Source organism: Ruegeria sp. B1, from assembly GCF_056535885.1.
In genome coordinates this window covers 219,855-246,310 of record NZ_JBQFJA010000001.1, presented here as the reverse complement: position 1 = coordinate 246,310, position 26,456 = coordinate 219,855, and the positions used below count along the sequence as shown (strand labels likewise).

The 26,456-nt window shown below is 59.2% G+C and carries 26 protein-coding genes and 1 pseudogene; 8 read left to right on the top strand and 19 right to left on the bottom strand.

The features are described from left to right. Positions 1-2: 2 nt before the first annotated feature. From ACR3ES_RS01230 to ACR3ES_RS01190, 9 genes and pseudogenes are all read right to left on the bottom strand, one after another. Positions 3-1,277, bottom strand: coding sequence for an ABC transporter permease (locus ACR3ES_RS01230; protein ID WP_170430709.1), 1,275 nt, complete (start codon positions 1,275-1,277; stop codon positions 3-5). A gap of 73 nt (positions 1,278-1,350) precedes the next feature. Continuing rightward, positions 1,351-2,442, bottom strand: coding sequence for an extracellular solute-binding protein (locus ACR3ES_RS01225; protein WP_170430711.1), 1,092 nt, complete (start codon positions 2,440-2,442; stop codon positions 1,351-1,353). Between the two features lie 102 nt (positions 2,443-2,544). Then, positions 2,545-3,645, bottom strand: coding sequence for an ABC transporter ATP-binding protein (locus ACR3ES_RS01220; RefSeq protein WP_170430713.1), 1,101 nt, complete (start codon positions 3,643-3,645; stop codon positions 2,545-2,547). 134 nt (positions 3,646-3,779) lie between these two features. Beyond that, positions 3,780-4,493 (bottom strand): aspartate racemase/maleate isomerase family protein, encoded by a 714-nt coding sequence (locus ACR3ES_RS01215; protein WP_170430715.1) that lies wholly within the window; start codon positions 4,491-4,493, stop codon positions 3,780-3,782. 239 nt (positions 4,494-4,732) lie between these two features. Further along, positions 4,733-5,275, bottom strand: coding sequence for a DUF3833 domain-containing protein (locus ACR3ES_RS01210; protein WP_170430717.1), 543 nt, complete (start codon positions 5,273-5,275; stop codon positions 4,733-4,735). Further along, positions 5,272-5,826, bottom strand: a complete 555-nt coding sequence (locus ACR3ES_RS01205; protein ID WP_480424657.1) for a DUF3833 domain-containing protein — start codon at positions 5,824-5,826, stop codon at positions 5,272-5,274. The genes ACR3ES_RS01210 and ACR3ES_RS01205 overlap by 4 nt, the downstream gene beginning before the upstream one ends. A 59-nt stretch (positions 5,827-5,885) precedes the next feature. After that, entirely contained in the window at positions 5,886-7,109 is a 1,224-nt protein-coding gene (locus ACR3ES_RS01200; protein WP_480425534.1) for an MFS transporter, read from the bottom strand. Then, on the bottom strand, positions 7,109-7,654 hold the full coding sequence (locus ACR3ES_RS01195; RefSeq protein ID WP_170430723.1) for a hypothetical protein: 546 nt from the start codon (positions 7,652-7,654) through the stop codon (positions 7,109-7,111). Before ACR3ES_RS01195 ends, ACR3ES_RS01200 begins: the two co-directional genes overlap by 1 nt. Further along, positions 7,608-8,938 (bottom strand): annotated as a pseudogene (locus tag ACR3ES_RS01190) (NAD(P)/FAD-dependent oxidoreductase). Before ACR3ES_RS01190 ends, ACR3ES_RS01195 begins: the two are co-directional and overlap by 47 nt. 228 nt (positions 8,939-9,166) lie before the next feature. Between ACR3ES_RS01190 and ACR3ES_RS01185 the strand changes: the two are divergent. Beyond that, positions 9,167-9,892, top strand: a complete 726-nt coding sequence (locus ACR3ES_RS01185; protein ID WP_170430727.1) for an SDR family NAD(P)-dependent oxidoreductase — start codon at positions 9,167-9,169, stop codon at positions 9,890-9,892. A 3-nt stretch (positions 9,893-9,895) separates the two neighbouring features. Here the strand turns inward: ACR3ES_RS01185 and ACR3ES_RS01180 are convergent, their stop codons facing one another. The 3 genes from ACR3ES_RS01180 to ACR3ES_RS01170 all read right to left on the bottom strand — a co-directional run bounded on the left by ACR3ES_RS01180 (position 9,896) and on the right by ACR3ES_RS01170 (position 11,903). Beyond that, on the bottom strand, positions 9,896-11,452 hold the full coding sequence (locus ACR3ES_RS01180; protein ID WP_480634766.1) for a Y-family DNA polymerase: 1,557 nt from the start codon (positions 11,450-11,452) through the stop codon (positions 9,896-9,898). 162 nt (positions 11,453-11,614) lie between these two features. After that, positions 11,615-11,764, bottom strand: a complete 150-nt coding sequence (locus ACR3ES_RS01175; RefSeq protein ID WP_480634765.1) for an I78 family peptidase inhibitor — start codon at positions 11,762-11,764, stop codon at positions 11,615-11,617. Then, a complete protein-coding gene (locus ACR3ES_RS01170) occupies positions 11,703-11,903 on the bottom strand; it encodes a hypothetical protein (RefSeq protein WP_480634774.1) in 201 nt (66 codons plus the stop codon). The genes ACR3ES_RS01175 and ACR3ES_RS01170 overlap by 62 nt, the downstream gene beginning before the upstream one ends. Positions 11,904-12,033: 130 nt before the next feature. On the opposite strand from ACR3ES_RS01170, the gene ACR3ES_RS01165 reads away from it, so the two are divergent. After that, the gene (locus ACR3ES_RS01165; protein ID WP_170430734.1) at positions 12,034-13,146 is read left to right on the top strand and encodes an S-(hydroxymethyl)glutathione dehydrogenase/class III alcohol dehydrogenase; all 1,113 of its coding nucleotides are present in this window, start codon (positions 12,034-12,036) and stop codon (positions 13,144-13,146) included. A gap of 46 nt (positions 13,147-13,192) precedes the next feature. Here the strand turns inward: ACR3ES_RS01165 and ACR3ES_RS01160 are convergent, their stop codons facing one another. The 3 genes from ACR3ES_RS01160 to ACR3ES_RS01150 form a co-directional block, all read right to left on the bottom strand. Continuing rightward, positions 13,193-14,149 carry a DMT family transporter gene (locus ACR3ES_RS01160; protein ID WP_170430736.1) on the bottom strand — a complete coding sequence of 319 codons (957 nt, stop codon included), beginning with the start codon at positions 14,147-14,149 and terminating at the stop codon, positions 13,193-13,195. Between the two features lie 142 nt (positions 14,150-14,291). After that, positions 14,292-14,705, bottom strand: a complete 414-nt coding sequence (locus ACR3ES_RS01155) for a group III truncated hemoglobin (protein WP_170430737.1) — start codon at positions 14,703-14,705, stop codon at positions 14,292-14,294. Positions 14,706-14,754: 49 nt separating this feature from the next. Then, a complete protein-coding gene (locus ACR3ES_RS01150) occupies positions 14,755-17,673 on the bottom strand; it encodes an error-prone DNA polymerase (RefSeq protein ID WP_170430739.1) in 2,919 nt (972 codons plus the stop codon). A 119-nt stretch (positions 17,674-17,792) separates the two neighbouring features. On the opposite strand from ACR3ES_RS01150, the gene ACR3ES_RS01145 reads away from it, so the two are divergent. Beyond that, on the top strand, positions 17,793-18,257 hold the full coding sequence (locus ACR3ES_RS01145; protein ID WP_170430741.1) for a DUF1203 domain-containing protein: 465 nt from the start codon (positions 17,793-17,795) through the stop codon (positions 18,255-18,257). Here ACR3ES_RS01145 and ACR3ES_RS01140 read toward each other — a convergent pair. Then, the gene (locus ACR3ES_RS01140; RefSeq protein ID WP_170430743.1) at positions 18,254-19,246 is read right to left on the bottom strand and encodes an ABC transporter ATP-binding protein; all 993 of its coding nucleotides are present in this window, start codon (positions 19,244-19,246) and stop codon (positions 18,254-18,256) included. The genes ACR3ES_RS01145 and ACR3ES_RS01140 overlap by 4 nt on opposite strands. 89 nt (positions 19,247-19,335) lie before the next feature. Here ACR3ES_RS01140 and ACR3ES_RS01135 point away from each other — a divergent pair, with 89 nt between their 5' ends. The 4 genes from ACR3ES_RS01135 to polA all read left to right on the top strand — a co-directional run bounded on the left by ACR3ES_RS01135 (position 19,336) and on the right by polA (position 23,599). After that, positions 19,336-19,512 carry a zinc-finger domain-containing protein gene (locus ACR3ES_RS01135; RefSeq protein WP_170430745.1) on the top strand — a complete coding sequence of 59 codons (177 nt, stop codon included), beginning with the start codon at positions 19,336-19,338 and terminating at the stop codon, positions 19,510-19,512. Continuing rightward, positions 19,513-20,190 (top strand): TIGR02117 family protein, encoded by a 678-nt coding sequence (locus ACR3ES_RS01130; RefSeq protein WP_170430747.1) that lies wholly within the window; start codon positions 19,513-19,515, stop codon positions 20,188-20,190. Between the two features lie 69 nt (positions 20,191-20,259). Further along, complete coding sequence (locus tag ACR3ES_RS01125) at positions 20,260-20,730, top strand: hypothetical protein (RefSeq protein WP_170430749.1); 471 nt, start codon at positions 20,260-20,262, stop codon at positions 20,728-20,730. Positions 20,731-20,800: 70 nt separating this feature from the next. Further along, a complete protein-coding gene (polA, locus tag ACR3ES_RS01120; RefSeq protein WP_170430751.1) occupies positions 20,801-23,599 on the top strand; it encodes a DNA polymerase I in 2,799 nt (932 codons plus the stop codon). A 48-nt stretch (positions 23,600-23,647) separates the two neighbouring features. On the opposite strand, the gene ACR3ES_RS01115 is transcribed toward polA, so the two are convergent. Both ACR3ES_RS01115 and ACR3ES_RS01110 read right to left on the bottom strand, forming a co-directional pair. Beyond that, positions 23,648-23,878, bottom strand: coding sequence for a DUF2798 domain-containing protein (locus ACR3ES_RS01115; protein ID WP_170430753.1), 231 nt, complete (start codon positions 23,876-23,878; stop codon positions 23,648-23,650). Positions 23,879-23,949: 71 nt separating this feature from the next. Then, positions 23,950-24,711, bottom strand: a complete 762-nt coding sequence (locus tag ACR3ES_RS01110; RefSeq protein ID WP_170431220.1) for a TIM barrel protein — start codon at positions 24,709-24,711, stop codon at positions 23,950-23,952. Positions 24,712-24,891: 180 nt separating this feature from the next. Here ACR3ES_RS01110 and ACR3ES_RS01105 point away from each other — a divergent pair, with 180 nt between their 5' ends. Then, a complete protein-coding gene (locus ACR3ES_RS01105) occupies positions 24,892-25,830 on the top strand; it encodes a DMT family transporter (RefSeq protein WP_480424653.1) in 939 nt (312 codons plus the stop codon). On the opposite strand, the gene ACR3ES_RS01100 is transcribed toward ACR3ES_RS01105, so the two are convergent. Further along, a complete protein-coding gene (locus ACR3ES_RS01100; protein ID WP_480424652.1) occupies positions 25,827-26,408 on the bottom strand; it encodes a DUF1285 domain-containing protein in 582 nt (193 codons plus the stop codon). The genes ACR3ES_RS01105 and ACR3ES_RS01100 overlap by 4 nt on opposite strands. Positions 26,409-26,456 lie beyond the last annotated feature (48 nt).

Here is a 26,456-nt window from a genome sequence, read left to right as displayed (position 1 = left end):
CGTTATCCCAGCTTCACGTTATCGATGCCGACGATCTTGTCGTAGACCCAGTAGAGCAACAACACCACGCCCAACAGGATCGTACCCAGTGCCGCTGCCAGCCCCCAGTTCAGCGAGGATGAGATGTGAAAGGCGATCCGGTTCGAGATGAACACGCCCTTGGTCCCGCCCACGATTTCCGGCGTGATATAGTAGCCAATCGCCAGAATAAACACGAGGATCGACCCCGCGCCGATGCCCGGAATGGATTGCGGGAAATAAATGCGCCAGAAGGTCGTCCAGTTAGTGGCCCCCATGGATTTCGCAGCGCGCGTGTACGAGGGCGGAATGGTCTGCATCACCGAGTACATCGGCAGGATCATGAAAGGCAGCAGGATATGTGTCATCGCCACGATTGTGCCGATCTGATTGTTGATGATGATCAGACGCGATTCATCTGCGACCAGACCCAGCCAGACCAGCGTGTCATTGATAACCCCTTGTTGTTGCAACATGACCTTCCATGCGGATGTGCGCACCAGAAGGGATGTCCAGAATGGTAAGAGCACGAGGATCATCAATAGGTTTGAAACTCGCATAGGAAGCGTGGCCAACAGATAGCTGACGGGATAGGCCAGCAAGATACAGGCCCCTGTTATGACCAGCGACATGAATAAGGTACGCCCGAACAATTTTAACAGAATCTGTTTGTTTTCGGGTTGAGCTTGCGCACCTTCCGTAGTCCGGCGCATATCAACCGCATTCAGAAAATAGCCGTTGGTAATTGCAGGAGAGTGGGTCTTGATGACTGCCCAGGTATTGGGCTCGCCCCACCCATCGTGAATCTCGATCACTTGATCCTTGAACGGCCCGTCGGTTTCAGGGTCCAATTTACCCAGACTTCGACCGGACCGGCGGAACATCGACGACATGCCGGTTTCTTCATAATTCAGACGCGAGCCCAGTCGGGTATGGGTCTTGTTGTCGACTGCCACCACCATGTCTCGGACAAAAGCGTCGTAGACGGCCTCGTCCGGCAATTCGCCACTGCTCTCATCCCAGTTTTGCAGCGCCTGAACCGTCAGAGGCAGTGTCTCTTGCACGATGCTGTTTTCCACCGAACGGAACAGCATCGCGGCAATGGGCACAATGAAGGAGAACATGACAAACAGCAGCAAGGGGGCCACCAGCAGCAAAGCGCGCAGCTTCTGCCGGCGCAAGGAACGTGCCAGCGATTGCTTGAGCGGTGTGCCGTCCGCCGCCAGCATGGGTCCCGCGTTTTGGCTTGCGTCAGTCATTGGTGCCCCTTGGGTTTGTCCGGGTCAGGGGGCGGCGCACCGCCCCCGACGGTTGTGTCAGATCAGCAGACGATTATTGCGCCAGCCACGCCTGGAATTTGGCGTCGATGTCGTCGCGGTAATCCGCCCAGAACTCGTAGTTATACAGGAACGTGTTCTTGGCGTTTTCCGGATCGGTGGGCATGTGCGGTGCCATGTCGATGCCCAGTTCAGCATGCTGACCGACCAGCGGCGCTGACGAAGCACGGGCCGGACCGTAGGAGATCCACTTGGCCTGGTCTGCCAGTCGCTGGGTGTCAGTTGCGAACATGATGTAGTCCAGCGCTTGTTGCGTGCGCTCTTCGCTCAGGCCAGCCGGAATGATCCAGCCGTCCAGATCGAATACCTGCGCATCCCACAGCATCGCAACCGGCTGCTTCTGCTCTTCGATCACGCTGAACAAACGTCCGTTATAGGTCGAGCCCATCACGACTTCGCCGTCCGCCAGAAGTTGCGGGGTGTCCGCGCCTGCCGACCACCAGACAACGCTGTCTTTGATGGTATCGAGCTTGGCCAATGCCTGATCCTGACCTTCCGGAGTGGCCAGAACGTCATAGACATCGTCCTTGGCAACGCCGTCACACAGCAGCGCCCATTCCATGTTGTTGATTGGACGCTTTTCCAGCGACCGCTTGCCGGGATAGGTTTCCAAGTCAAACACCGCGCAAACCTCGGTCGGAGGCGTGTCGCCAACCAGATCGGTACGATAACCGAATGTGGTTGAATATACGATCTGCGGGATGAAGCAGTCGCTGACCAGCAAGTCACCGAAGTCCTCGGAGGCCGGTGTACCATCGGGTGCGGCGGCCAGTTGAGTGTCGAAATCGATCTCCATCGCCAGACCTTCGTCGCACAGGCGGATCGCGTCCGCCGCCACAACGTCAACAACGTCCCAGGTGATGTTGCCCGCTTCGTTCATTGCGCGCAACTTGGCGACCGCTTCGGCCGAGCTGTCATCATTCAGGATGGTGACGCCGGTCTTTTCCGAATAGGGCTCGTGATACGCTTTGAGCTGTGATTTGGAATAGGCGCCGCCCCAGGACACGATGGTCATCTCTTGGGCCGAAACGCCACCGGCGGCAGTTGCCAGCGCAGCTGCTGTCAGCAGAGTTTTAGTTGGTTTCATGTGTTACTCCCAGTACATCCCGTTTTGTATGTGTTCAGCTGGCGCACGGGTTTTCACCAGCCGGTCCCTCAGTGAAACCGCGCTTGTCACGCGCGGCATGGTCTATGCGTCAAGCGCACGACAATCCTGTGGCAGCCAGCCGATCTCGATCTCCTGACCTGATTGCAGCCGCACGGCATCGGGGGCGTTGCGTGTTTTGACGATGAACTCATCGTTACCCGCAACAGACATGCGGAACCGGAACACGTCGCCCATATAGATGAATTCCTTGACCGTTGCCTTTAGCGTATGCGCGTCGGCGTGCAGACGGTCCTTGTTGAATTCCACACGTTCGGGCCGGATCGACACCTTGGTGCGCTCGCCCGGGCTGTGCACATTGATCGGTACCGCGTCGATCTCTGACCCGTCATCCAGTTGTACAAGGCAGGTCTCGCCGTCGATGGACTTCACCACGCCTTCCATAGTGTTGTTTTCGCCGATGAACTGCGCCACGAAGCTGTTTTCCGGCTCTTCATAGAGCTGGTCTGGCGGTGCCAGTTGCTGAATACGCCCGTCATCAAAGACGGCGACGCGATCCGACATCGTCAGCGCTTCGGTCTGGTCATGGGTCACATAAACGGTTGTGATGCCCAGTTCATGCGCAAGCCGGGTAATTTCAAACTGCATATGCTCGCGCAATTGCTTGTCCAGAGCGCCCAGTGGCTCGTCCATCAGGACTAGTTCGGGTTCGAAGACCAAGGCACGAGCCAGCGCGATCCGTTGCTGCTGCCCCCCGGACAGCTGCGCCGGACGTCGACCACCAAAAGCTCCCATCTGCACCATATCGAGCGCCCGTTTGACCTTGGTTTCCCGCTCGGACTTGCCCAGCTTTCGGACCTCCAGCGGAAAGGACAGGTTCTCGGCCACTGTCATGTGCGGGAACAGCGCATAGTTCTGAAACACCATGCCGATTCCGCGCTTGTGCGGCGGGATGTTGTTGATGGGACGCCCATCCAACAAGATCTCGCCATGTGTGGCGGTTTCGAACCCCGCCAGCATCATCAGACAGGTGGTTTTGCCGGACCCTGACGGGCCTAGCATTGTCAGAAACTCTCCCTTGGGCATTGCCAGATTGAGGTCTTTTACAACGAGGTTTTCGCCGTCATAAGACTTTTGAACGCGTTGAAACTCGACAAACGCGGTGTCGTTAGATGTGTCGGTCAACAAGACCCCCTGTTTTGCCAAACGATTACCCGGTGCGACCGGATTTCATCTGATCATCTCATGCATTTCGGAAAACGCTAACAAATGCTTGCAGACCAGTAAAGCATCAGAGCCGTGCAAAGCGTCCCTTCATCTCATGTTTGCGACATATTCAGGCGCGCCATATGCCAGGCCAGACTCTGGTTGCTGGACAGCACCGGTTTGCCGATTTTCGCCTCGATAAGGGGGATCGCGGTCAGCGTTCTGAGATTCGTGCAACTCAGAAATACGGCGTCGACGGTTGGGTCAGAACCAAGCTTGGTGGCCGCGTCGACGACGGACTGTTCCGAGATACGCACGACCCGCGCCTCTTCAGCCTCGGCAAACGTGCCAAACACGTCCATTGATATGCCGTTTGCCGCAAAAGCGCGGCGCAGGGGTGTGTTCACCTCTTCGACATACGGCGACAGCAGGGCAAAACGGGACACGCCCAGATCCGCCGCACAGGCAGAGGCGGCACGAAGCGGGTTGGTGACGACATCGACGGTACAGGTCTGTTTGACCAACTGCTCGACACGTTCGGACCCAATCACGGAACTGGCCGAGGTACAGCCATACCCAACGACCCGATAGGGCCGCGCCTTTGGCAACAGGTCGGCGGTTGCAGGCAAGGCCGTTTCCATTTGAGCCAGGGCATCGGTGCTGACTTCGGGGTCGCTGGCGATTCGGCTGACATAGATCGGGCTTTTGTCTGCGGCGAACAGAGCGCGGAAGTCGGGCTCGATGGTTTCGTCCGTTTGCAGGACGATAAGGCCCATCGGGTGAACCTCTGGGTCGTTCGGATCAAGGACATAGGGCAGCGGCGTCATAGCTCTGGGATATCCTCTCCGGTCGGGTATCGGCTGCGGTTCACAGCGCCGAGGCCACGCGTTCTGCACCAAAGGCAACGTTCATCACGAGAGTGCGGGCGCTGGTGGGCAAATGCCGCGCTATGTGAGTTTTGAACGATCCGCATATGATCCACTCAGGTGCCTAATGCGGTGACGTGATCTGATCGCACGGCATGTGTCAACCGCCGTTTTCCGCAATGGTCAGGTGGCCTGCAGGATCACTTCTTTTCGAAGAACAGGATGACTTCGCCCAACCGAATTCCAAAGCGCGAGACATAGGCCCGGTTCAGCAACCGATCATCTTCCAAGAGCCACATCCAGTCATCGAAATTCACCCGCATGGTGCCGTCTTTGACCGGTAGATCGATCTTGTATGTCCAGTTGAAGGTATCCCCACGCTCGATTCCGGTTGCGGTGCCCAGAACGCCGGGTGCGGTCCCGGTCCAGGTGTCTTCGCCTGTCTTGGTCAACGTCCAGATACGCTGTTCCGTCGCGCCGTCGTCGTACAGGAAGTCCTCGACCAGTGTCAGCGTCTCACCGTCCCATGTGCCATCGATATCAACCGAAAAACGGCGCGGGACATTGCCCAAAACATCCTGGAACTGACCATAGGCAACGGTTTTGCCTTCGAAGAACTCTTCGAGGTTCAGTTTGCGGTCGGACAGAAATGTGTCCGGAATGCGGGGCTTGGCGGAACAGGCCGCCAGCACCGTCAGCCCGGCAATCGCAACAATGGTGACGAGGGAACGATACGAGATCATTGCAGCGGTTGTCCTTCCGAGGCGGTGTCATATCCGTTGGCGCCATTCAGGTGCACCGGCTTGGCCTTGGGGGCCGGGCGCATCGTGGCAACCAGTTCGGCCACTTTGAGACCGAATTTACGCATCTCCGACCGATTCATGATTGTTCCGTTTTCGGTCAGGTACATCCAGTCGGTTACATCGAGTGTGTGACCGCCTGCATCCTTTGGCAGGATGATCCGATAGTTCAGTTTGACCGTCGATCCGGAAATGGTGCCTCTGCCTTCACCCACGATGTCATCGGCGGTTGCCGTAAAGGTGTTTCCGGTCCCCACGGTCAGGTACCATTTGCGGGTCATCTTCTTACCGTTGGAATAGGTGAAATACTCGGCCAGAGTGCCCGAGTTCCCTTTCCATTCGCCGACCATGCGTGCGACAAAGCTGTTCGACATTTTCGCATTGGGTCCATAGATCAGACCCTCAGACAGGATTTCGCCGTTCAGATGTTTCTGAAGTGAGAATTCTGGCCCCGTCCCGGAATAGTCCGACGGTGACTGGGAGCGAAAACTCATAAGGCGGCTCTTCGCGATGATTGCAGCGAGGAGGGCTAGCAAGATAATGACAACGACATTCATTTGTTCGCGACCTCTGTAGGCAGGGTCAGCACCATTCCGAATGCCCCAAGTTTGAGAATGCAGGGCAACACAGCATAGGCCAGATTGAGTGTATCCAGCGCCTGTGCGGAATTGGCTTGACCGGGTGTGAAGCCATTGCGTTCAAGCAATGGCAGGGTGAAAAAGGCAGCCAGGGCGAGGCCCAGCTTGCCTGCAAATGACCAGATGCCGAACGCCGCCGAGGCGTTCAGGCCAGATCGTGTCAGAACGACCGAGAACATGGCAGGTAACACCACCATGTCCGCCCCAAGCGCCGCGCCTGATGCAATGCAGATCAGGGCAAATCCCGTAAGGTTACCAGCGGCCAGTGTGGCAGCACCAATGAAGCCCGCAATCGAAAGGGGCATGGCGATGATCAGGGTACGCTTTGGCCCGATGCGGTTGCTGAGCTTTGCCCAGAGCGGCACGCTTGCGCCCGCGCTCAGAAAGAACAGGATGAGCAGCGGTCCGGCTTTGCCCGGCAGTTGCAACCGATCCTCGACGAAGAACAGGAACAAGGTTGACGTGATCGCAACTGGCAGGCTGTTGACCAGGGCAAGCCCCAGCAGGCGCAATGCCCCGGCCTGACCCAGCCCGGCAAAAGACAGGCTGTGCCCGGTGATCGGCGTGCGGCGCCACATCGGAAAGGTTAGCATCAGCGTCAGGATAGCCAGAAGGCCCAGAAACAGACCAAAGGCCGGATAGCCTTGCGCTTGCGCGCCCAACGCCACGAATAGTGCCGGCGCGCTTGCGGCAATCACAACACCGGCCAACTGTCCGCCCTCGCGATAGGCCGCCAGCGTCATCAGTTCTTTTGGATCGGGACGTTTGGCCAATGTGGCGCTGCGTCCGTAGAGCAGGATCGCGCCAAGACTATAGGCCGAAAACAGCAGGATAAGAATGGCGACCAGCGCTGCAACACTGGCCCCCTCGGGCAGAGAAAACAGCAAGGGAAAACCGACGGCCAAACCAATTGCGGCGACCGCGGCAAACAGAATCTGGCCCTTGGGCCACCGGTCAATTGCCCAGCCGATCAGCGGGTCTTGCACCAGATCGACCAGCCGGATCACCAGAAGGACCGTTCCGATGACGCCCAGACTGATACCAAGATTCACTGCCGCAAAGCGCGGCAGGTGAATATAAAGTGGAATACCCGCCGCGGCGAGCATCAGCGCATAGAGGCTGACACGCGGGTACAGCATCACTTCCCTTTCAACTGTTGTGTAAAGCTTGCGGATCGCGTGTCGCTGCCCAGAAAAATCGACATGAAAGCGCGTTTGATGCCCGGGTTTGACAATGTACAGGTCTGCGCACCGTTCCGCCAAAAGCCCACTTTGTTCGGCCCTTCGGAAATGGCAAGATAGCTGTCGCCTTTGCTGACAGCCTTAAAGCATGTCTCCAACTGCCCGCGAATGGACGCGCTGTTCCCCTGCCGGTCCATCTCTTCCAAGGTCGAATTGACCAGTGCCTTTTGCGTGAGGCTCTTGCGATATGTCAGCAGTAGCCCGAAATCCTCGTCCCAACTGAACGGCGCGCCGCCGGGCGTATAAAGTTTGGCGTCGTATAGCGGCAGCCCAAGAAAGCGGAACGTGGAACTGCCCAGCAGTTTGGGATCGCTGAGCTGACTATCCAGCGGGGAGGCCGCCAGCCCACCCGGGGCCAGCAGCACAAGCGAAAGCAGCGCAGCGCGCAGGCTTTGGTTATTCGGCCGCAACGGGTATGGCCGGGTCTTTTTCAAGAATGCCATTTTCAGCTCCGAAAGTTTGCGGGGTGCCTTGCAGCAGCCCGACGACATGCATCGCGCTGGCAATCCCGTCTTCGTGAAACCCGTGCCGGTTATACGCTCCGGCGAACCAGGTTCTGTTTTGTCCCTGAATATCGCGGATCTGCCCTTGTGCACGCAGCGCCGCCTTGTCGAAAACCGGATGGGCGAACTCGACCTGGTCGTAAATTTTTCCTCCGGAATATCCGATGCGGCGTTGAGCGTCACAAACAACGGATCGCTGTCGGGAATATTCTGAAGCCGGTTCATCCAGTAGGTGACTCCGACATTTCCCGCGTGAGAGCGGTAGGTCCAACTGGACCAACACGCGCGCCGTTTGGGCATCTGTGCCGGGTCGCAATGCAGGACTGCAGAATTGGGCTGATAGCGGATCGCCCCCAGGGCGGCACCTTCTTCGGCGGTTGCGTGTTCACCCAGAATGGCCAGCGACTGGTCGGAGTGAGTGGCGAGGATGATCTCGTCGAATTCGTCTGACTGCCCGTGGCTTGTGACGGTCACCCCAACGTCGTCGCGCCGAACGCTGTCGACCGGGCTGGCAAGTCGGATGTCGCATCCGCGTGCGCGCAGCGCGGCGTCGATCCGGCGGACATATTCAATGCTGCCACCTTTGACAGTCCACCACTGGTGTTGCTTCGCGCGGCCGCTGGCCAGCAGGGCATGGTTTCGAAAGAACTGCACCAGCGAGCGGGCCGGAAACTGGTCAACGAACTCGGTTGGGGTCGACCAGATTGCCCCGCACATCGGCATCAGGTAGTTGTGGCGGAACCAGTGACCCAGGCGCAATTGGTCGACAAGCTCGCCAATTGTCGTATCGTCGTCCTTTGCTGCATCCGGCGCCTCGCGGCTGAAACGCAGAATGTCGGCGATCATCTTGTAGTAGGATGGGCGCGCCAGGTTGCGCTTCTGGGCGGTCAGCGTGCGCAGGTTGTTCAGGCCATATTCGATGCGGCCGTTGTCAATGGTGGCGCCAAAGCTCATTTCGCTTTTGACGACGGGGACATTCAGCTCCTCGAACAGTTTTGTCAGGTAAGGGTAGGTGGCATAGTTGAAAACGATAAAGCCGGTGTCCACCGGCTGGTCCCCGTTTTTGCCTGCCATGACGGTTCGGGCATGTCCGCCCAGACGCGGTTCGGCCTCATAAACGGTGATATCGTGGTCTTCGGATAGATAGTAAGCTGCGGATAAACCCGAAATGCCTGCACCTACAATTGCGATTTTTTTACGTACGCCCCGTGTCTCGTCGAACATATGATCCTCTTTGTGCGACATTTTACAAAGGGATACGTATCAGGTTTGGGCGCGGATCAATCAGTTAAGATTAAATTCCCAGCTACAGCAAACGGACCTGCGATTGGGTTTTCCTGTGCTGTCACGTGATCCAGCCATGTTGCGCGCTCGTAAAATTCATATCATGACTGAAGTGAAGCCAAGAAAGTGTTGGGGCGTGTTCCGCACGGTATCCCGGATAGCAAGAACATGAGCAGTTTCAGCGGAAAGACCTATTGGATCATTGGCGCCAGCGAGGGGCTGGGCCGGGCGCTGGCCGAAGCCTTGAGCAGCCAGGGCGCCAAACTGGTCCTGTCAGCGCGCAATGCCAACCGTCTGGCTGAGATTTGCGATGCGCTGCCTGACGCACATGCGGTGCCGTTCGATGTGACCGATCTGACGGCTGTCCGCCGTGCCGTGGCCTATGCCGGTGACGTGGACGGTCTGGTCTATAATGCCGGGGCCTATGACCCGATGCGGACGATAGATTGGGACACTGAGGCCGCGCTGGCGATGAGTGATGTGAATTACACCGGTGCCCTGCGGGTTCTGGGAGAAACCGTCCCGGGCTTTGTTCGGGCGGAGCGGGGAGAGATCACCCTCATCGGTTCGCTTGCGGGCTATCACGGCCTACCGGCGGCCATCGGGTATGGGTCCAGCAAGGCCGCGCTGATTTCACTGGCGGAAACCATGCGGCACGATCTGGCCGGAACGGGCGTGACTGTGCGGATTGTCAATCCTGGGTTTATTAAAACCCGGTTGACCGAGAAGAACGACTTCAAGATGCCAATGCTGATGACGCCTGAAGATGCGGCGGATCGTGTGGTCAAGGCGATGTCCCGGCGCCGGTTCCGCACCGATTTTCCGGCGCCGTTTTCCTGGGTGATCCGGCTGATTGACTATCTGCCGGACCTGCTGGTCTATCGCGGAAAATAGACCCTAACCAAACTGCCCTTGGCAGAACCAGCCCGCCGACATGGTGCCGCCATGCCCGTAAAACAGCCACAGCCGCTCACCTTGTTCGGTCACCACCACCCAGTAATCCCGCACCCCGCTGCGCCAGTTGGGATCGTCCAGCCACCATTCCGGCGCGATCCGTTCCGGGCCGGTGGCCTGTGCCATCTGCCAGTCCCGTCCGCGCCAGCGGAACGCAACCGGAACATCCGGGGTGTCCAGTGCCATCACCGGTTCAGGCTGCCACATCTGCAGGGGGCGTGGGCGCAGCGGGGCGGGCCAGTCCCGTGCGGTGTCTGACCACGCAGCCGCCAGCGTCTGCGCTGTCTTTTCCGGGATATGCGAGGCCGCCGGGTGGCGTCTTGTGATCGCCTCCAACCCCACCCGCGCGCCCAGCTTGCCGATCAGGTCTTCGACGCCCATCTTGCCCGTGATCCGGTTGCGCGCGGCGGTGCTGGCCTCGGCATGGCCGGTGCGGGTTCGGGCATGGACGGGCTCGGTCTGGATCGCTTCAAGCCGCAGCATGTCGATGCCATAGCCAGCATCAATCTGGTCGATTTTCATCTCTAACAAAGGCCGAATACGGTGTTTATCATAGGTCGGGCGCGCCAAGCCAACGTCGATAATCTCAGCAGCCTGATCGGCGCGATGCGCCTCGAGCCGTAGCGTACGCACACCGCGCCCCTTCTCTTCCAGCTTGGTACAGAGCGTCGGCAGGACCCGGTCGACGGCAGCCATCATATCCTCGATCAGTCCGATCGGGTTGGGCAGGGTCATCCGCACGGCAAAGTGATGTGGTGGACGGGCGGGTGATACCGGTTCGGGCGCGCTGCCGATGGCCTGATCCAGCCGCAGCACCAGCCCGCGCCCGAACCGGCGCGCTAGCGAGGCGCGGGGCTGGCCCAGCAGGTCGCCGATCCGGCGCAGGCCCAGCCGGTTCAGTTGTGTCACGATCCGATCCTCAAGCCGCAGCGCCGCGATGGGCAAAGGGCTGAGCGTGGTATAGGCCTGTCCTGGCGGCGCGATGCGCGCGCCGCCGCCCAAGGCCATCACCTGCGGCGCGGCCCCGCCTTTGGTCCAGTGCCGCCGCTTGGTGGCCCGGGCGCGGGTGGCGCGGGCCTCTTGGCTGATTGCATCACCGTTGCGGTCCGATACAGCTTCCTGCCCCGCATAGCGCGCCAGTGCCCAGGCCGCGCCCAGCGTGTCGGCGATGCCCATCTGCACGCTCAGACCCATATCGGCGCAGTCGGTTTCAATGACATTCAGCAGCACGTCTTCTCCGCCGAACAAATGCGCGCAGCCAGACAGGTCGACGATCAGCCCGTTTGGCGCCTCTTCGGCCACCCAGGGGCTGAACTTGCCCGCCCAGCGGCGCAGCGCGGTCAGGAATGTGGCTTCGGCAGGGGCGTTACGAGGGCGGGTCACAAGTGCTGCGCACATGGCATGGGCATCGCGCACCGGCTGACCCACCCGCAGACCGGCGGCCTGAGCGTCGGCATTCAGCGAGGTGATGACCTGCATGTTCGATTGCTCGGCCACCACGGCCAAAGGCCCGTCCTGCAACCCGCGTGCGGTGCGGATCAGCCGTTCAGCCCCCAGACGGGGAACCAGATCGAGAGTATTCGGCGTTTTGGCATCAGGCAGATATTATAATGTTCTCATTTTGTTCTTAAATGAGAATCGCCGCCCGAGTCGAGTCTGCCCTTATCCGCAAGTCAGGCGCTGAATGATGCCTTCACTGTCGACATACACGTTCAGCCGGTCGATGCGATAATCCTGCGTCGCAATGTCATCAGGGCCCAGAACACGCGCGCTCCGGCAGATTTGCCTGAATCGTCGATACCGATTGGCCAACTGATTCCGCAAACGCTTCGCCCTTGCAAAAGGCCAGATCAACCGGCGCAGGTTCAGGCGGAAGAACATCGTCTTCGGGCGCGGATGGCGTTTCAACACATGCCGCCAGAAGGGTCAGGATCGGAACAAATCGGTACATTGGCGGTCCTCTTTCGGGCAATGTCGTTTCTGCAATATCAAACATTTAGCCAACCTGCCATCAAAGCGCAGTTGAAAACACCCTGTATTTGCCGCAGGGTCGGGTCAAAACGAACAGGGAGAAGTGGACAATGCGTACCCGTGCCGCCGTTGCCGTTCAGGCGGGCAAGCCGCTGGAAGTGATGGACGTAAACCTCGAAGGCCCCAAGGCGGGCGAGGTTCTGGTCGAGATCAAAGCCACCGGTATCTGCCACACCGACGAATTTACCCTGTCGGGTGCCGACCCCGAAGGCCTGTTCCCGGCCATTCTGGGCCACGAAGGCGCAGGCGTGGTTGTCGAGATCGGAGCAGGCGTGACCAGCCTCAAACCGGGTGATCACGTGATCCCGCTCTACACCCCGGAATGTCGCGAATGCGAATACTGTCTGCATCCCAAGACCAATCTGTGTCAGGCGATCCGGGAAACACAGGGTAAGGGTCTGATGCCTGACGGCACCTCTCGGTTCTCGACGCTCGATGGCGATCCGATCCTGCATTACATGGGCTGTTCAACTTTTTCGAACCACACGGTTCTGCCGGAAATTGCTCTGGCCAAGGTGCGGGAAGACGCGCCGTTCGACAAGATCTGCTATATCGGTTGCGGCGTGACTACGGGGATCGGTGCAGTGATCAACACCGCCAAGGTCGAGATCGGCAGCCGTGCCATCGTCTTCGGTCTGGGGGGCATCGGTCTGAACGTCATCCAGGGCCTGCGTCTGGCCGGAGCGGACCAGATCGTCGGCGTGGATCTGAACCCATCCAAAGTCAACATGGCTACGGCCTTTGGCATGACCGATTTCGTGAACCCCAAAGAGGTCGAAGGCGATCTGGTTCCCTATCTGGTCGACCTGACCAAAGGCGGCGCAGACTATACTTTTGATGCCACCGGCAATGTCGGCGTGATGCGCGATGCGTTGGAATCGGCGCATAAAGGCTGGGGTGAATCGATCATCATCGGCGTTGCCCCTGCCGGGGCCGAGATCTCGACCCGTCCGTTCCAGCTGGTGACCGGGCGTTCGTGGCGCGGGACCGCCTTTGGCGGCGCGCGCGGGCGGACCGATGTACCCAAGATCGTCGACTGGTACATGGACGGCAAAATCGAGATCGACCCGATGATCACCCATACAATGAGCCTTGATGACATCAACCACGGGTTTGACCTGATGCACAGGGGCGAAAGCATCCGGTCGGTTGTAGTCTATTGACAAATACAGGCTCTAACAGAGCAGATAGCGAAAATGGCGGCGCGTTTCAGGTCTTGTCATCCGATTGCGGTGACGGCCTCGCGGTCGCGCCGGTGTCGGCCCGAGGTGACCGGACCCGCAGAACGGGTTTATTTGGCGACACATCTGCGCGGCTTTCCCGCCAGACCACAAACACCCCGGACGCGATGATGATGCCAGCGCCAACGGCGACCCAGACGTCAGGTGTTTCTCCGAAAAACACAGCACCAAAAATTGTCGCCCAGACGATCTGACTGTATTGACTGGGTGCCACAACCCCTGCCGGGGCCGCACGGTAGGCCAGAATGATCAGGTGCTGCGCGATGACCGAAAACACGCCAACCAGTGCCATCATTGCCAGATGCAACAGAGATGGCGGTTGATAAACGGCCGGTTGCGCGAGGCTCATAATCAGGATCGCCAGCAACATCGGATACAGGATCAAAACGGCGGATCGTTCCTCATTCCCGATTTTGCGCACCAGCACCGAGGCAAATGCGCTGCAGAAGGCGGCGGTCAAAGCGGCCAGATGACCCAGAGTGATATCCGTCGTTCCGGGCCGCAACACGATCAGCACCCCGATCAGCCCAGCGCCGACGGCCGCCCAGCGCTGCGCGCGCACCACCTCGCCCAGGATTGGAATCGACAGGACGGTGACGATCAAAGGAAATGAGAAGAGCAGCGAATAGACCTCGGCCAGAGGCAGAACCGAAAAGGCATAGAATGCACAGGACATGGCCGTGACCATCAGACCCGATCGCAACAGCACCAGCCACGGGTGATGCGGACGGAAGTTGTCGGTCGTGCGGTCGGCCAGGATCGTGACCGCCATGGGCACAAAGGAAAACAAGGTTGCAAAAAATATGATCTGCAGCACGGAATATGTGCCGCCCAGCACCTTGATCAGCGCGTCATGGCTGGCAAAGACCGCGAATCCAAGAAACGCGAACCCAAGTCCCCGGAGGGTGGTGTTTTGAGTGCTCATGGTCTGGCCTCAGGCGATGTCGGTGTGGTGGCACGATGCCGTTGCAGCCAAAAGGGGCTGTCTTGCCCCTGAGTAAACCCATTTGGCAGGTCCGCATAGCCCCTATTTTACCGCTAACATGCAAAGCTGCCATGTCGTGGGATCAACGCAGGATCGGAGGCGCGTCCTTGGGCTGTCTTGCGGATTGCACGCCCGCCTTCATCCCAACACCGATGCGTCGGGCCAGCGCGACCCAAGGGGTAGCTGTCTCATAGGGTAGGGTTTGGGTGGCGACCTCTTCAAACAGGTCCAGCCAATGGGCGAACATCTCGGGTTTCACATCGGGTCGTTCGATATGGATCCGTTGCGGATTGCCATCATAGCTGCGCTCGAACAGGATGGCGTTGCGCCAGAAGGCGGCGATTTTGTCCTCATGTGCGGGCCAGTCATGGACATGTTTGTTGAAAACCGGACCCAGTACCGCGTCCTGCCGCACGCGGGCGTAAAAGGCGCGGACCTGCACGTTGATCTGCTCGGGCGTCGCGGGAAAGCGCGGGGGAAGGGTGGGTCTGGTCATGATGGCCTGAATTGCGACTCTGTTCAACGCCAGATAGGTTGCTCCGCTGTCATGTGACAGAGGTGGTTTTGTCGCGCCCGTCCGGTGTCAGCAGATGTCGCAACAAGGCGACCGGATGCGCGCGCAGGCTGAGGCGGGTGGCGACGTAATCCTCGACCACCTGCTCACCCAACGTCATTTGCGGCAGGTAGGCTTCGGGTTCGTCCAGCGCCTCGCCTTCCAGATCCTGCGAGAACAGAGGCAGGGGTTTGGCGGTGGCAATTGCCTTGGCCTGCCACAACGCCTCGCGCCGGGTCAGGTCGCAGGCGGCAAAGGTATCGGCCTCGGCCAGCCGTTCGATCACCGAGGGGCCAAGTCCCGCCCGGCGCCAGACGTCGTCGACCTGATGGTAGCCATTGCCGCGTGCAGCGGTCAGCCAGCTGGCGTCTTCTTCGGAAAGGCCCTTGATCTGGCGGAACCCCAGCCGCAGGGCCAGCCCGCCATGGCCGTCCGGCTCCATCACGTTGTCCCAGAAGCTGGCATTGATACAGACCGGGCGCACCTGAACCCCGTGTTCGCGGGCATCCCGTACGATCTGGGCGGGGGCATAGAACCCCATCGGCTGGGAATTCAGCAGCGCGCAGGCGAAGATGCCCGGATGGTGGCATTTGATCCAGGCCGAGGCATAGACCAGCAGCGCAAAGCTGGCCGCGTGGCTCTCGGGGAAACCGTAAGAACCGAAGCCTTCGATTTGCGAGAAACAGCGTTCGGCAAAGTCATCCTCATATCCGTTGCGCTTCATCCCGCGCAGGAACAGGGCGCGGAACTCGCTGACATTGCCGTGCTTCTTGAACGTCGCCAGCGAGCGGCGCAGCCGGTCCGCCTGTTCCGGGGTGAACCCCGCGCCAACGATGGCGATCTGCATCGCCTGTTCCTGAAACAGCGGTACCCCCATGGTCTTGCCCAGTACCTCGCCCAGTTCATCCGAAGGAAAGACAACCGGTTCTTCGCCATTCCGCCGCCGAATATAGGGATGGACCATATCGCCCTGGATCGGGCCGGGGCGGATGATGGCAACCTCGATGACCAGATCATAGAAATTGCGTGGTTTCATCCGCGGCAGAAAGTTCATCTGGGCCCGGCTTTCCACCTGAAACACGCCGATACTGTCAGCCTTGCACAGCATGTCATAGACCCTTGAATCTCCGGGTGGCAGGGTGGCCAGCGTATAAGCCGTATGATGATGGTGGTGGATCAGATCGAATGCTTTGCGGATGCAGGTCAACATCCCAAGGCTCAGCACATCGACCTTGAGAATGCCCAAGCTGTCGATATCGTCCTTGTCCCAGCAGATGACTGTGCGGCCCTCCATCGTGGCGTTTTCGATGGGAACCAGCTCGTCCAATCGCCCCTCGGTAATGACGAAACCGCCGACATGCTGAGACAGGTGGCGGGGGAAGCCGTTGATCTCATAGACTAGGGATAGAGTCTGTTTCAGGCGATGATCATCGGGGTCAAGACCGATCTCGCGCATTCGCTGCGCCTCAAGCCCTTCGGCTGAAAAAAAGCCCCATAGCTGCGAACTGAGCCCGGCAATCGTGTCCTCTGTCAGGCCCATGGCGCGCCCGACTTCGCGGATGGCGCGCTTGCCGCGGTAATGGACGACCGTAGCACAAATACCAGCGCGTTCCCGCCTGTAGCGGTCATAGATGTGCTGAATCACTTCCTCGCGGCGTTCATGCTCGAAATCCACGTCGATATCGGGCGGCTCATCCCGCGCTTCGGACACGAAACGTTCGAACACCATCGTACCCATCTCGGGGCTCACCTCGGTGATGCCGAGGCAGAAGCAGACCACCGAATTGGCCGCCGATCCGCGCCCCTGGCACAGGATGTCGCGTGAGCGGGCGAAGGTGACGATGTCATGAACAGTCAGAAAGTAAGGTTCGTATTTCAGCTTGCCGATGAGGGTGAGCTCATGGGTCAGCATCTTCTTGACCTTGTCCGACGCCCCTTCCGGATAGCGCCAAGCCAACCCTTCATGCACCAGACGGTGCAGGCGTTCGGTTGGGGTTTCCTGTTCGCTGCCTTCGTTGGGATATTCATAGCGCAATTCATCAAGTGAGAAAGTGAGTTGCTCGCTGAGTGCGTGGGCGCAGGCAACGGCCCTCTCATGACCTTTAAATATCCGCAGCATCTCGCCCTCAGACCGCAGGCGCTGTTCGCCATTGACCAGCGCGTCACGGCCCAGTTCATCGACCTTGCGGCGCAAACGGATGGCAGTCAGCACATCACCCAGTTTGCGGCGGGCACCGTGATGCATCAGCGGCGTGGCACTGGCGAGGGTGGGGAGGTCGAGCTGCTTCGATTCAGTCTCTAACAAAGAGAAAAAAGCGTCGTCTGCGCCATCATAGCGAGGGTGCATCAACAGATGCATCCGCCCGGCAAAGCGGCGCGTCAGCTGTTGCGCCTGTGTCCGCCATGTACCCGCGCCGCCCTGCGACCGGATCGCCTGTGGCCAGAGCAGCAGATGGAGACCGTCGGAAAATTCCAGCAGGTCGGACAGATGCAGGATGCAGTCGCCTTTCTCGGCACGCAGGCGGCCTGTGGACAGGATACGGCACAGGTTCCCCCACCCTTGCCGGTTCAGGGGCAGAGCGGTGACGGTGGGCGCGTCGGTAAAGATCAGCCGCGCTGCCGGGATCAGGCGTGGCACCGCATAGACGGGATAGGAGGGCGGTTTGGGGATGTGATCGGGACAGGGCGGGCCGATCAAGGTATTCTGTGCCTCCCATTCCAGCCGTTCACGCACCTTGCGGGCGATCTCGCGCCCTTGCGTGTGGGCGCGAACGATCCCGGCGACCGAGTTGTCATCGGCAATCGCGATAGAGGGCAGGCCGAGGGTCACGGCACGCTCCATATACTCTTCGGGGTGCGAGGCCCCGGTGAGGAAGGTGAAATTCGACGTGATCGACAGTTCGGCATACATGGCGATTCCCTATTATATTCACGTTTTGTTCTTTTTCGAGTCCTTTGCGCCATTGCGCAGGAAACGGGTCGTTTGAACGCACCCAAACGAGCATGCTGGGTCAAAGAAGGAGACCTGACATGTATATGATCACCGCCTTGCCCACCGAAGAGGTCCGCGCCTATCAGGCCGGCGCACCGGATGCGTATGGGACGCCGCCTGAACGGGCCATTTCGACCGGGGCCGGTAACCCATGCCGACACTGTCTGAAGAACATTCCCAAAGGCGCCGAGATGCTGATATTGGCCCACAGGCCCTTTTCAGAGACACATCCATACGCGGAAACTGGGCCAATCTTTCTGTGCGCCGAGCCATGCGAACGGCACGCAACTGAAGACCTGCCGGACATTCTGACCTCGTCGCCCGATTATCTTATCAAGGGCTATGGTGCCAATGATCGCATTGTCTATGGCACCGGGATCGTGACGCCGACAGATCAGATGAGCGCCGCGATCACGGATATCTTTGAGCGCCCCGATGTGGCCTATATCCATGTGCGTTCGGCTCGAAACAATTGCTATCAGGCGCGGGTAGACCGCGCCTAGAGCTTGACGCGATGCAGCCCCCTGTGCGGTTGATCCTGATCGACGGCCGGGGGATCGTCTGTGCGTGCAGACGTGAGGGCGAGGAACACATCCTCAAGATCGGCCTCTTCGGTGCGCACGTCCCGGATACGGATGCCAGCCTGCCGGACGGATTCCAAAACCTGTTCGGCGCTTGTGGACTTGCTGTGATACTGCAGGACGAGGCTGCCATCGCCGCGCAATGACGCGGCGACGCCCGCGGCTGCGGGCAAGTCAGCCATCGGCCCATCGGGGACGATCACCATGGTCCGGCTGTCCATCCGATCCAGCAAATTGGCCGTGCTGTCCTGCGCGATCTTCTCGCCATGGTTAATGATGGCGATTTCGTCGCACATCTCTTGCGCTTCTTCTAGGTAATGCGTCGTGAGGATGATCGTCATGCCCTGTTCGTTCAGTTTCCGCACATTGGCCCAGAGCATCTGTCGCAACTCGATATCAACGCCAGCGGTAGGTTCGTCCAGCACAAGGATTTTTGGGTGGTGTACCAGAGCCTTGGCGAGCAAAAGCCGCCGTCGCATGCCTCCGGACAGAGTTCGCGCGTAGGCTTCGGCTTTGTCGCTGAGGCCCACAAGCTGCAGAATCTCGTCACTGCGCCGGTCGGATTTCGGTACACCGTACAGGCCGGCCTGCACTTCCAGTGCGCCGCGCGGGGTGAAGAACGGATCGAGGTTCAACTCCTGCGGCATCACGCCAATGGCCGCGCGAGACTGGCGCGAGTTCTGATCCTGATCGAAACCCCAGATCGACACGTGACCGGCGGATTTAACGACCAAGCCCGCCAAAATGTTCATCAGGGTCGACTTACCGGCCCCGTTGGGGCCCAGCAAACCAAAAACGGACCCGCGTGGAACGGCCAGATCAACGCCCTTCAAAGCCTGCTTTTCCGGTTGCCCCTTGCCGCCGCGGTATGTTTTGCGCAATCCTTCGATTTTGATCGCTGCCTCGGTCATTTGTGGCCCTTGCCCCCGGTTTGCTCATCGCCCATAAACGCACCTAATGCATGCCCGCGAGGCCGACAACCAGTGAAGGATCGCCAGCCGTGACAATCGAAGCGCCGGAAACCAAGATCGTTGAGCAAACCCGCGTCGCCTGCGATGGTGGCGAAGGCGCATTGGGCCATCCGCGCGTCTGGCTGCAAATTCCCGAGAATACCGGTTGGGTCGAATGCCCGTATTGCGATTGCAAATACGTGTTGAAAGGGCGCGAGGCCGGCTGAATGCGAAAGGCGGTTCCTGGCACCGCAGTTGGTATATTTTCCGTTCTTGCACTCTACTTTCTGGCTGCTTTGATCGGGGCGGTCATTCCCGGGTCTGGCTTCCGGGCAAGTGGCGAGGACGTGGTGGAAGTTCACCTGATCCGCGGACCCATCCATTATGACTTTCTGATTCCTTTGACCGCCGAGACCCGCGAAAGACTAGGTGATCTGAACGATGCGGGTGTCCCGCTGGATGGGCCAAGGGCGCAGGGGCTGCTGATTGGTTGGGGCGCGCAGGAGTTTTACACAACAACCGGGACCTATTCTGATGTCGCCTTGGGCGCGGTGTTCAAGGGGCTGGCGGGCGACCGATCCGTTCTCAGAACGGATGTGGTTGGGCGGTTGCCAACCGACCTGGACTTGCCTGGAATCCGGATGAACCCGGAACAGTTCGCCCGGTTTCTGAATGCCATTGAGGCCAGTTTTGCCAGATCGGACCAAGGTCGACTGGTGCCTCTGAATGCAACGGGATTTTCGGCAACCGACCGGTTCTTTGCGGCGCGCGGGACATTCAACCTGTTTCAAACCTGCAACGTATGGATCGGGCAAATACTGCGCGCCGCCGAAGTGCGTTTCGGGTTGTGGGTTCCGCTTCCCTATTCGGTCACCCTGTCCCACTGGCTTTTTCAATCGCAGTAGCGGCTGGGGTGCCCAAGTCTTGCCCTGTTTCGATGATACCCACGCCGCGCACATGAAAGAGTAGCAACTATGACCGACCTTTCTGCGACCGATCACCACAAGCCTGTTTTTGGCTGGATTGGGTTTCTTCTAGCGGCAATAGCGCTGCTGGCGGCTTTGTTCGTTTTCTGGGCAGGACCATTTGCAGCGCAACAGTCGACAGGTGTTTCGTTGGGAGAACTTGCGGCGGAACTGGGTAAATCCACACTGCGCGCTGCGGCCGGATTGGACCAGCCTGAACCGGTGGCGCGAGTACGGGACATGGATGACTTCCTGCGCATTGGCGTCGCGATGCTGGGCGGCATTGCAATTGTTCTGTCCTCTGTTGGCCTTTTGCGGCACGAGAGGATGCGTCCCGCCATAGCCGGAATCGTGATTGGCGCAGGTGCGATCCTGTTTCAGTTCTTTGCCTGGGCGTTCTTTGCGTTTTTGGGCGTGCTGGTCATCATGGCGTTGCTCAACAGTTTCTCGGATGTCTTCACCGGCCTGTTTGGCGGTTAGCCTGCGTTCTTGACTGGCCACCCGCGCGGCCCTGTGGCAGAACCGTTTCTGACCGACAGGGAGAAGGCGCATGAGTGAATTCGGAAAAGGGTGTCATCTGCATCTGATCGACGGATCGGCCTTTATTTTTCGCGCCTATCACGCTTTGCCGCCGCTCACGCGCAAGTCTGACGGCCTGCCGATTGGGGCAGTCTCCGGTTTCTGCAACATGCTGCAGAAATATGTGGACGGAAATACCGGACCGGATGCCCCGACCCATGTGGCTGTGATCTTTGACAAGGGATCACACACGTTCCGCAACGACCTCTACGACCAGTACAAGGCCAATCGCGAGGCCATGCCCGAGGATTTGCGCCCGCAGATGCCCCTGACCCGGCAGGCAACTCAAGCCTTCAACATCGCCTGCAAGGAATTGGAGGGTTACGAGGCCGACGACATCATCGCGACCTTGGCCGTTCAGGCCCGAGATGCCGGCGGGCGCGTCACGATTGTCAGCTCTGACAAGGATTTGATGCAGTTGGTCGGCGATGGCGTGGAAATGCTGGATGCGATGAAGAACAAGCGCATCGACCGCGATGGCGTGATCGAGAAATTCGGCGTCGGGCCGGAACGGGTTGTCGATGTGCAGGCGCTAGCCGGGGACAGTGTCGATAATGTGCCGGGTGCTCCCGGGATTGGGGTTAAAACCGCGGCCCTGCTGATCAATGAATTCGGCAATCTGGAATCGCTGCTGGACCGCGCTGAAGAAATCAAACAGCCCAAGCGGCGCCAGACGTTGATCGACAAGCGCGATCAGATCGAGTTGTCAAAGAAGCTGGTGCAACTGGACGAGCAAACGCCACTGGATTTCACGCTGGACGATCTGGAGGTGAAAGACCCCGAGCCGAACGCGTTGATGAGCTTTCTGGCCGAGATGGAGTTTCGGACGCTCACCAAGCGGATCGCCGACAAACTGGGTGTTGAGGCACCTGTGATCGCCGATGCACCGGCTCCGGTTGTCGAAGATGCAGAGGCCGAGGTCATTCCATTCGATGCGTCGAAATACGAGTGTGTGCGGGACGTGGTGGCCTTGCAGAAATGGATCGATCAGACCTACGAGCGTGGCTGGGTCGCGGTGGATACGGAAACCACCGGCCTGAACGAAATGATCGCCGATCTGGTTGGCATTTCTCTGTGCATAGAGGCGGGCGAGGCCTGTTACATCCCGCTGATTCACCGCGAGAGCGCCACCGATGATCTGTTCGGCACCGATGCTCTGGCCGAAGGGCAAATGGCGCTGGAAGAGGCTCTGACACTGCTCAAGCCCGTGTTCGAGGACCCGTCGATCCTGAAGATCGGGCAGAATATGAAATACGACGCCAAGATCTTTGCCCGCCATGGCATCAACGTGGCACCCATCGATGATACGATGCTGATGTCCTACGCGATGCATGGGGGCGAGCATGGGCATGGCATGGACACCCTGTCCGAACGATATCTGAGCCACACGCCCATTCCGATCAAACCGCTGCTGGGGTCCGGCAAGTCCGCGATCACCTTTGACAAGGTTCCGATTGATGAGGCGACGGCCTATGCGGCCGAAGATGCGGATATTACCCTGCGCCTGTGGAAACTGTTCAAACCGCAGCTGCATCAGGTGCAGGTAACGACCGTCTATGAGACGCTTGAACGCCCACTTGTGCCCGTTCTGGCCGAGATGGAGATGCACGGCATCAAGGTCGACCGTGATGTGCTGAGCCGTATGTCCAACGCCTTTGCGCAAAAAATGGCCGGATTAGAGGCTGAAATCCACGAACTGGCCGGGGAAAACTTTAATGTGGGTTCGCCCGCGCAACTGGGTGAAATTCTGTTCGACAAGATGGGTCTGGAAGGCGGTAAGAAAGGCAAGACCGGTAAGTATTCAACCGGGGCGGATGTACTTGAGGATCTGGCGACAGAGCATGAATTGCCCCGTCGCGTGTTGGATTGGCGGCAGCTCAGCAAGCTGAAATCGACCTATACCGACGCGTTGCAGACCCATATCAATCCCGATACGGGCCGTGTGCACACGTCTTACTCGATCACAGGGGCGAATACGGGGCGTTTGGCGTCGACCGATCCCAACTTGCAGAACATTCCGGTGCGCACCGAGGAGGGGCGGCGTATTCGTGAGGCGTTTATTGCTGAACCGGGGAACGTTCTGGTCAGCCTCGACTACAGCCAGATCGAACTGCGGATTCTGGCGCATATTGCCGGTATTGATGCCCTCAAGCAGGCCTTTGCGGACGGGTTGGATATTCATGCCATGACAGCCTCCGAGATGTTCGATGTGCCTTTGGATGAGATGACACCGGATGTCCGGCGGCAGGCCAAAGCGATCAACTTTGGTGTGATCTATGGGATTTCAGGCTTTGGTCTGGCGCGCAACCTGCGTATCCCACGGGTCGAGGCGCAGGGGTTTATAGACCGTTACTTTGAACGGTTCCCGGGCATCCGCCGGTATATGGATGACACCATCGCCTTCGCGAAGGAGCATGGGTATGTCCAGACGCTGTTCGGTCGAAAAATCCACACGCCCGAGATCAACGCAAAAGGGCCGCACGCGGGGTTCGCCCGCCGCGCGGCAATCAACGCCCCGATCCAGGGCACGGCAGCCGACGTCATCCGACGCGCCATGGTCCGCATGCCAGATGCCATAAACGGGCTGCCGGCCAAGATGCTGTTGCAGGTGCATGACGAACTACTGTTCGAAGTGTCCGAGGACGCGGTTGATCAGACGGTCTCGGTCGCGCGGGACATTATGGAAGGCGCAACCGATCCGGCCGTGAAACTGGATGTGAAACTGGTGGTCGATGCCGGGCAAGGTGACAACTGGGCTGAGGCACACTGATCCGGTGCGCGCCGCTCATCAGGCCCGGCGGGCCCTCTTTGCGGCGGGTCAGGCCTCGGGCCTGACCATGCGCGCAACCAACCGTTTCACGGATGGGCTCAGCAGCAGAATGACCGTAAATGCGATGGGCCAGCAAAACGCCCAGGACGCCATCCAGTTGCCAAGGGTATCGCCGCCAAATCCAATCGCCTTGACCGTGGCAATTCCGGTCACGATGCAGGACATCAGGCCGGACATGATCAGACCAAAAACGGCCTGGGCAAAGCGGGCAGGAATCATGTGGGGTATCCTTTGTTCATGCCGCCCCGATCTGCGGCATTCCGGCGTAAAATGTCAGAGGTGGTCCCGGCTTATTGCCATCGCCGCATCCAGGTCAGCGACTCGGATGTTCGAGTGGTGGAGGGCGTGTATTCCGCGCTGACCCAGCCGGTATAGCCGCTGGCGTCCATGGCGTCGAACAGGGCGGGAAAATCGGTTGGTCCCAGGCCGGGTTCGGTGCGGTTCGGCGCGGCCCCGATCTGCGCGTGAAAGACACGGTCCCTGAACCGGTTCCAGACATCCAGGGCGTAGCCGTGAATCATCTGGGCGTGAAAGCTGTCATATTGCAATCCCACATTGGGGCGGTTGACCCGGTCCAGAACATCTGCCGCCAGACCGTAACTGTCGAGAAAGTACCCCGGCTGTGAGACCGGGTTCAGCGGTTCAATCGTGAATCGCTGCGACGGCGCGACACCAGCGGCCCACTGCAGATTTTGTACAAAACACCTCAGGGCATCCGATCCTGCGGCGTGTCCGGCCATTATGTGAATAACGCGCGGTTGCAAAATCTCCGCATAGCGCAACACGCGACGGATGTCGGACTGAAAACGTGCGACGCCATCCGGGTCGGCAGCGTATCCCGGCTGACCCCCGGTATAGTTCGGCGGTGGCGCATTCATCAGGACCAGCTCTAGCCCATTTGCCACCAAAGCCCGCCGCGTTTCTTTGGCGGCGATATCGTAGGGAAACAAAATCTCTACCGCTTCGAACCCGGCGGTGGCGGCGGCCTCGAACCGGTCGAGATACGGAAGTTCGGCAAATAGCAGCGAAATGTTTGCGGCAAATCTGGGCATGAATGGTCTCGGACAGTGGTGCCCGGACCATAGCGGCGGGTCGATTTTCGGGAAAGGGACTGAAAACGACAGATTGTCGAAAATCGACCAGATCAGTCCGCTCAGATCAGAGAGGGTCAGGGCAATGCGGCGAATCATTTCAGTGGCGCCGCGCCAACAAAAGGTTTGATGACAATGGCCATGAGCCCTGACCCCGTGCGCGGGAACGGCTTGGGTACGGCTGCGGGCCGCAACCCTGCGGCGTCCGGCAACGGTTTGGCGGTGGCGTCCATGCTGACATGGGCGGCTGGATTTCCGGCGGCCGAGGTTCTGCTGCAAAGCTGGCCGCCTGTTGCGCTGTTGGCGGCGCGGCTCGGGCTGGCCGTTGTTTTTATGGTGCCGATCTGGGTTCTGTGCGACGGGCCCCGGCGTGTTCTGAACGCGCGATGGGGGCATGCGATGCTGGTCGGCGGCCTTGGCATGGGGTCGGGCATGTTTCTGATCATTCTGGCGCAGAAACTGACCGACCCCGTGACCGTGGTGATCATAGCATCCTGCGCACCCCTGATCGCGACTCTGTTAGAGCTTGCGACCGGCACCAGGCGATTGCGATGGAACTTTGTTCTGGGCGTCGTGGTCTCGATTGTCGGCGGGCTGATTGCCACCAGCGCCGTGGCCCCGGCTCAGCTGGGCCTGGGTGCGCTGTGCGCCGCACTCTCGACGGGCCTGTTCTGCTGGGCCAGCCTTGCGACCGCGCGGGATTTCCCCGAGCTCAGCCGAACCGGACGTACCACCATTACCTTTATCGGGGGGCTGATCATGGCATCGCTTCTGGTGTTTGGGACGCATCAACTGGGGATGGATGTCATGCCCACATCAGCGATTGATGCCGAGCAACTTGGGATGCTGGCGATTTATGCCCTGATCTCGATGGCCGTGAGCCAGGTTCTGTTTATTGGGTCTGTTGAAAAGCTGGGCGTTGCGCTGGCTTCGTTCCACATCAACATTGCACCGTTTTATGTGATGCTGATCATGCTGGTTTTAGGCGAAGAGTGGAATTGGACCCGCGCGCTGGGGGCTGGCATCGTCGCCTTTGCTGTGGTTCTGGCGCAGGATCGTCAGGCGGCACGCCCGGCCTAGATGTGGGTCAGAGCATCCGATGGCGTGATCGGAAAGAACTCACCCCCGGACCAGACGCCGAACCACCCATCGTGATCGACGCCGATATCGATCAGCCGATAGAAACTCTTCCGATCGATGCGCGCTTCAAGGTTTGAGCGAACCAATACATATGGGCTGGGTTCATCCGTTTCCGGATCAATGACAATTCGGATCGGGTGGTCCGGACCTGCGGCGGCTTGATCGCCGACCTGGGTCGTGAAAGTCAGCGTCTGCGTCTCATCCTTACCCGCTTGGTCGAAATCCACAGCGAGGAACGGCGCGTCCTCGACAGTGATTCCCACTTTCTCGACAGGAGTGACGAGATAATATTTGTCGCCTTCTTTCTTAAGAATTGAGGAAAAAAGCTTCACAAGCTCGAACCGGGTGATCGGTGAACCCATATAAGACCAAGAGCCATCTTTTGCGATATGGATGTCCAGATCGCCGCAAAACGGAGGATTCCAGAGGTGAACGGGCGGTAAACCCTTGGTTTGGGCCACTTTGACCGACGCTGCCAGCCGGTCGGGCGACGGTTTCACAGGTTTTTGTCCGCTCATTGCTTTTGCCATTTCCTCTTAGCGCGATACACTTCAATCATATTAGTC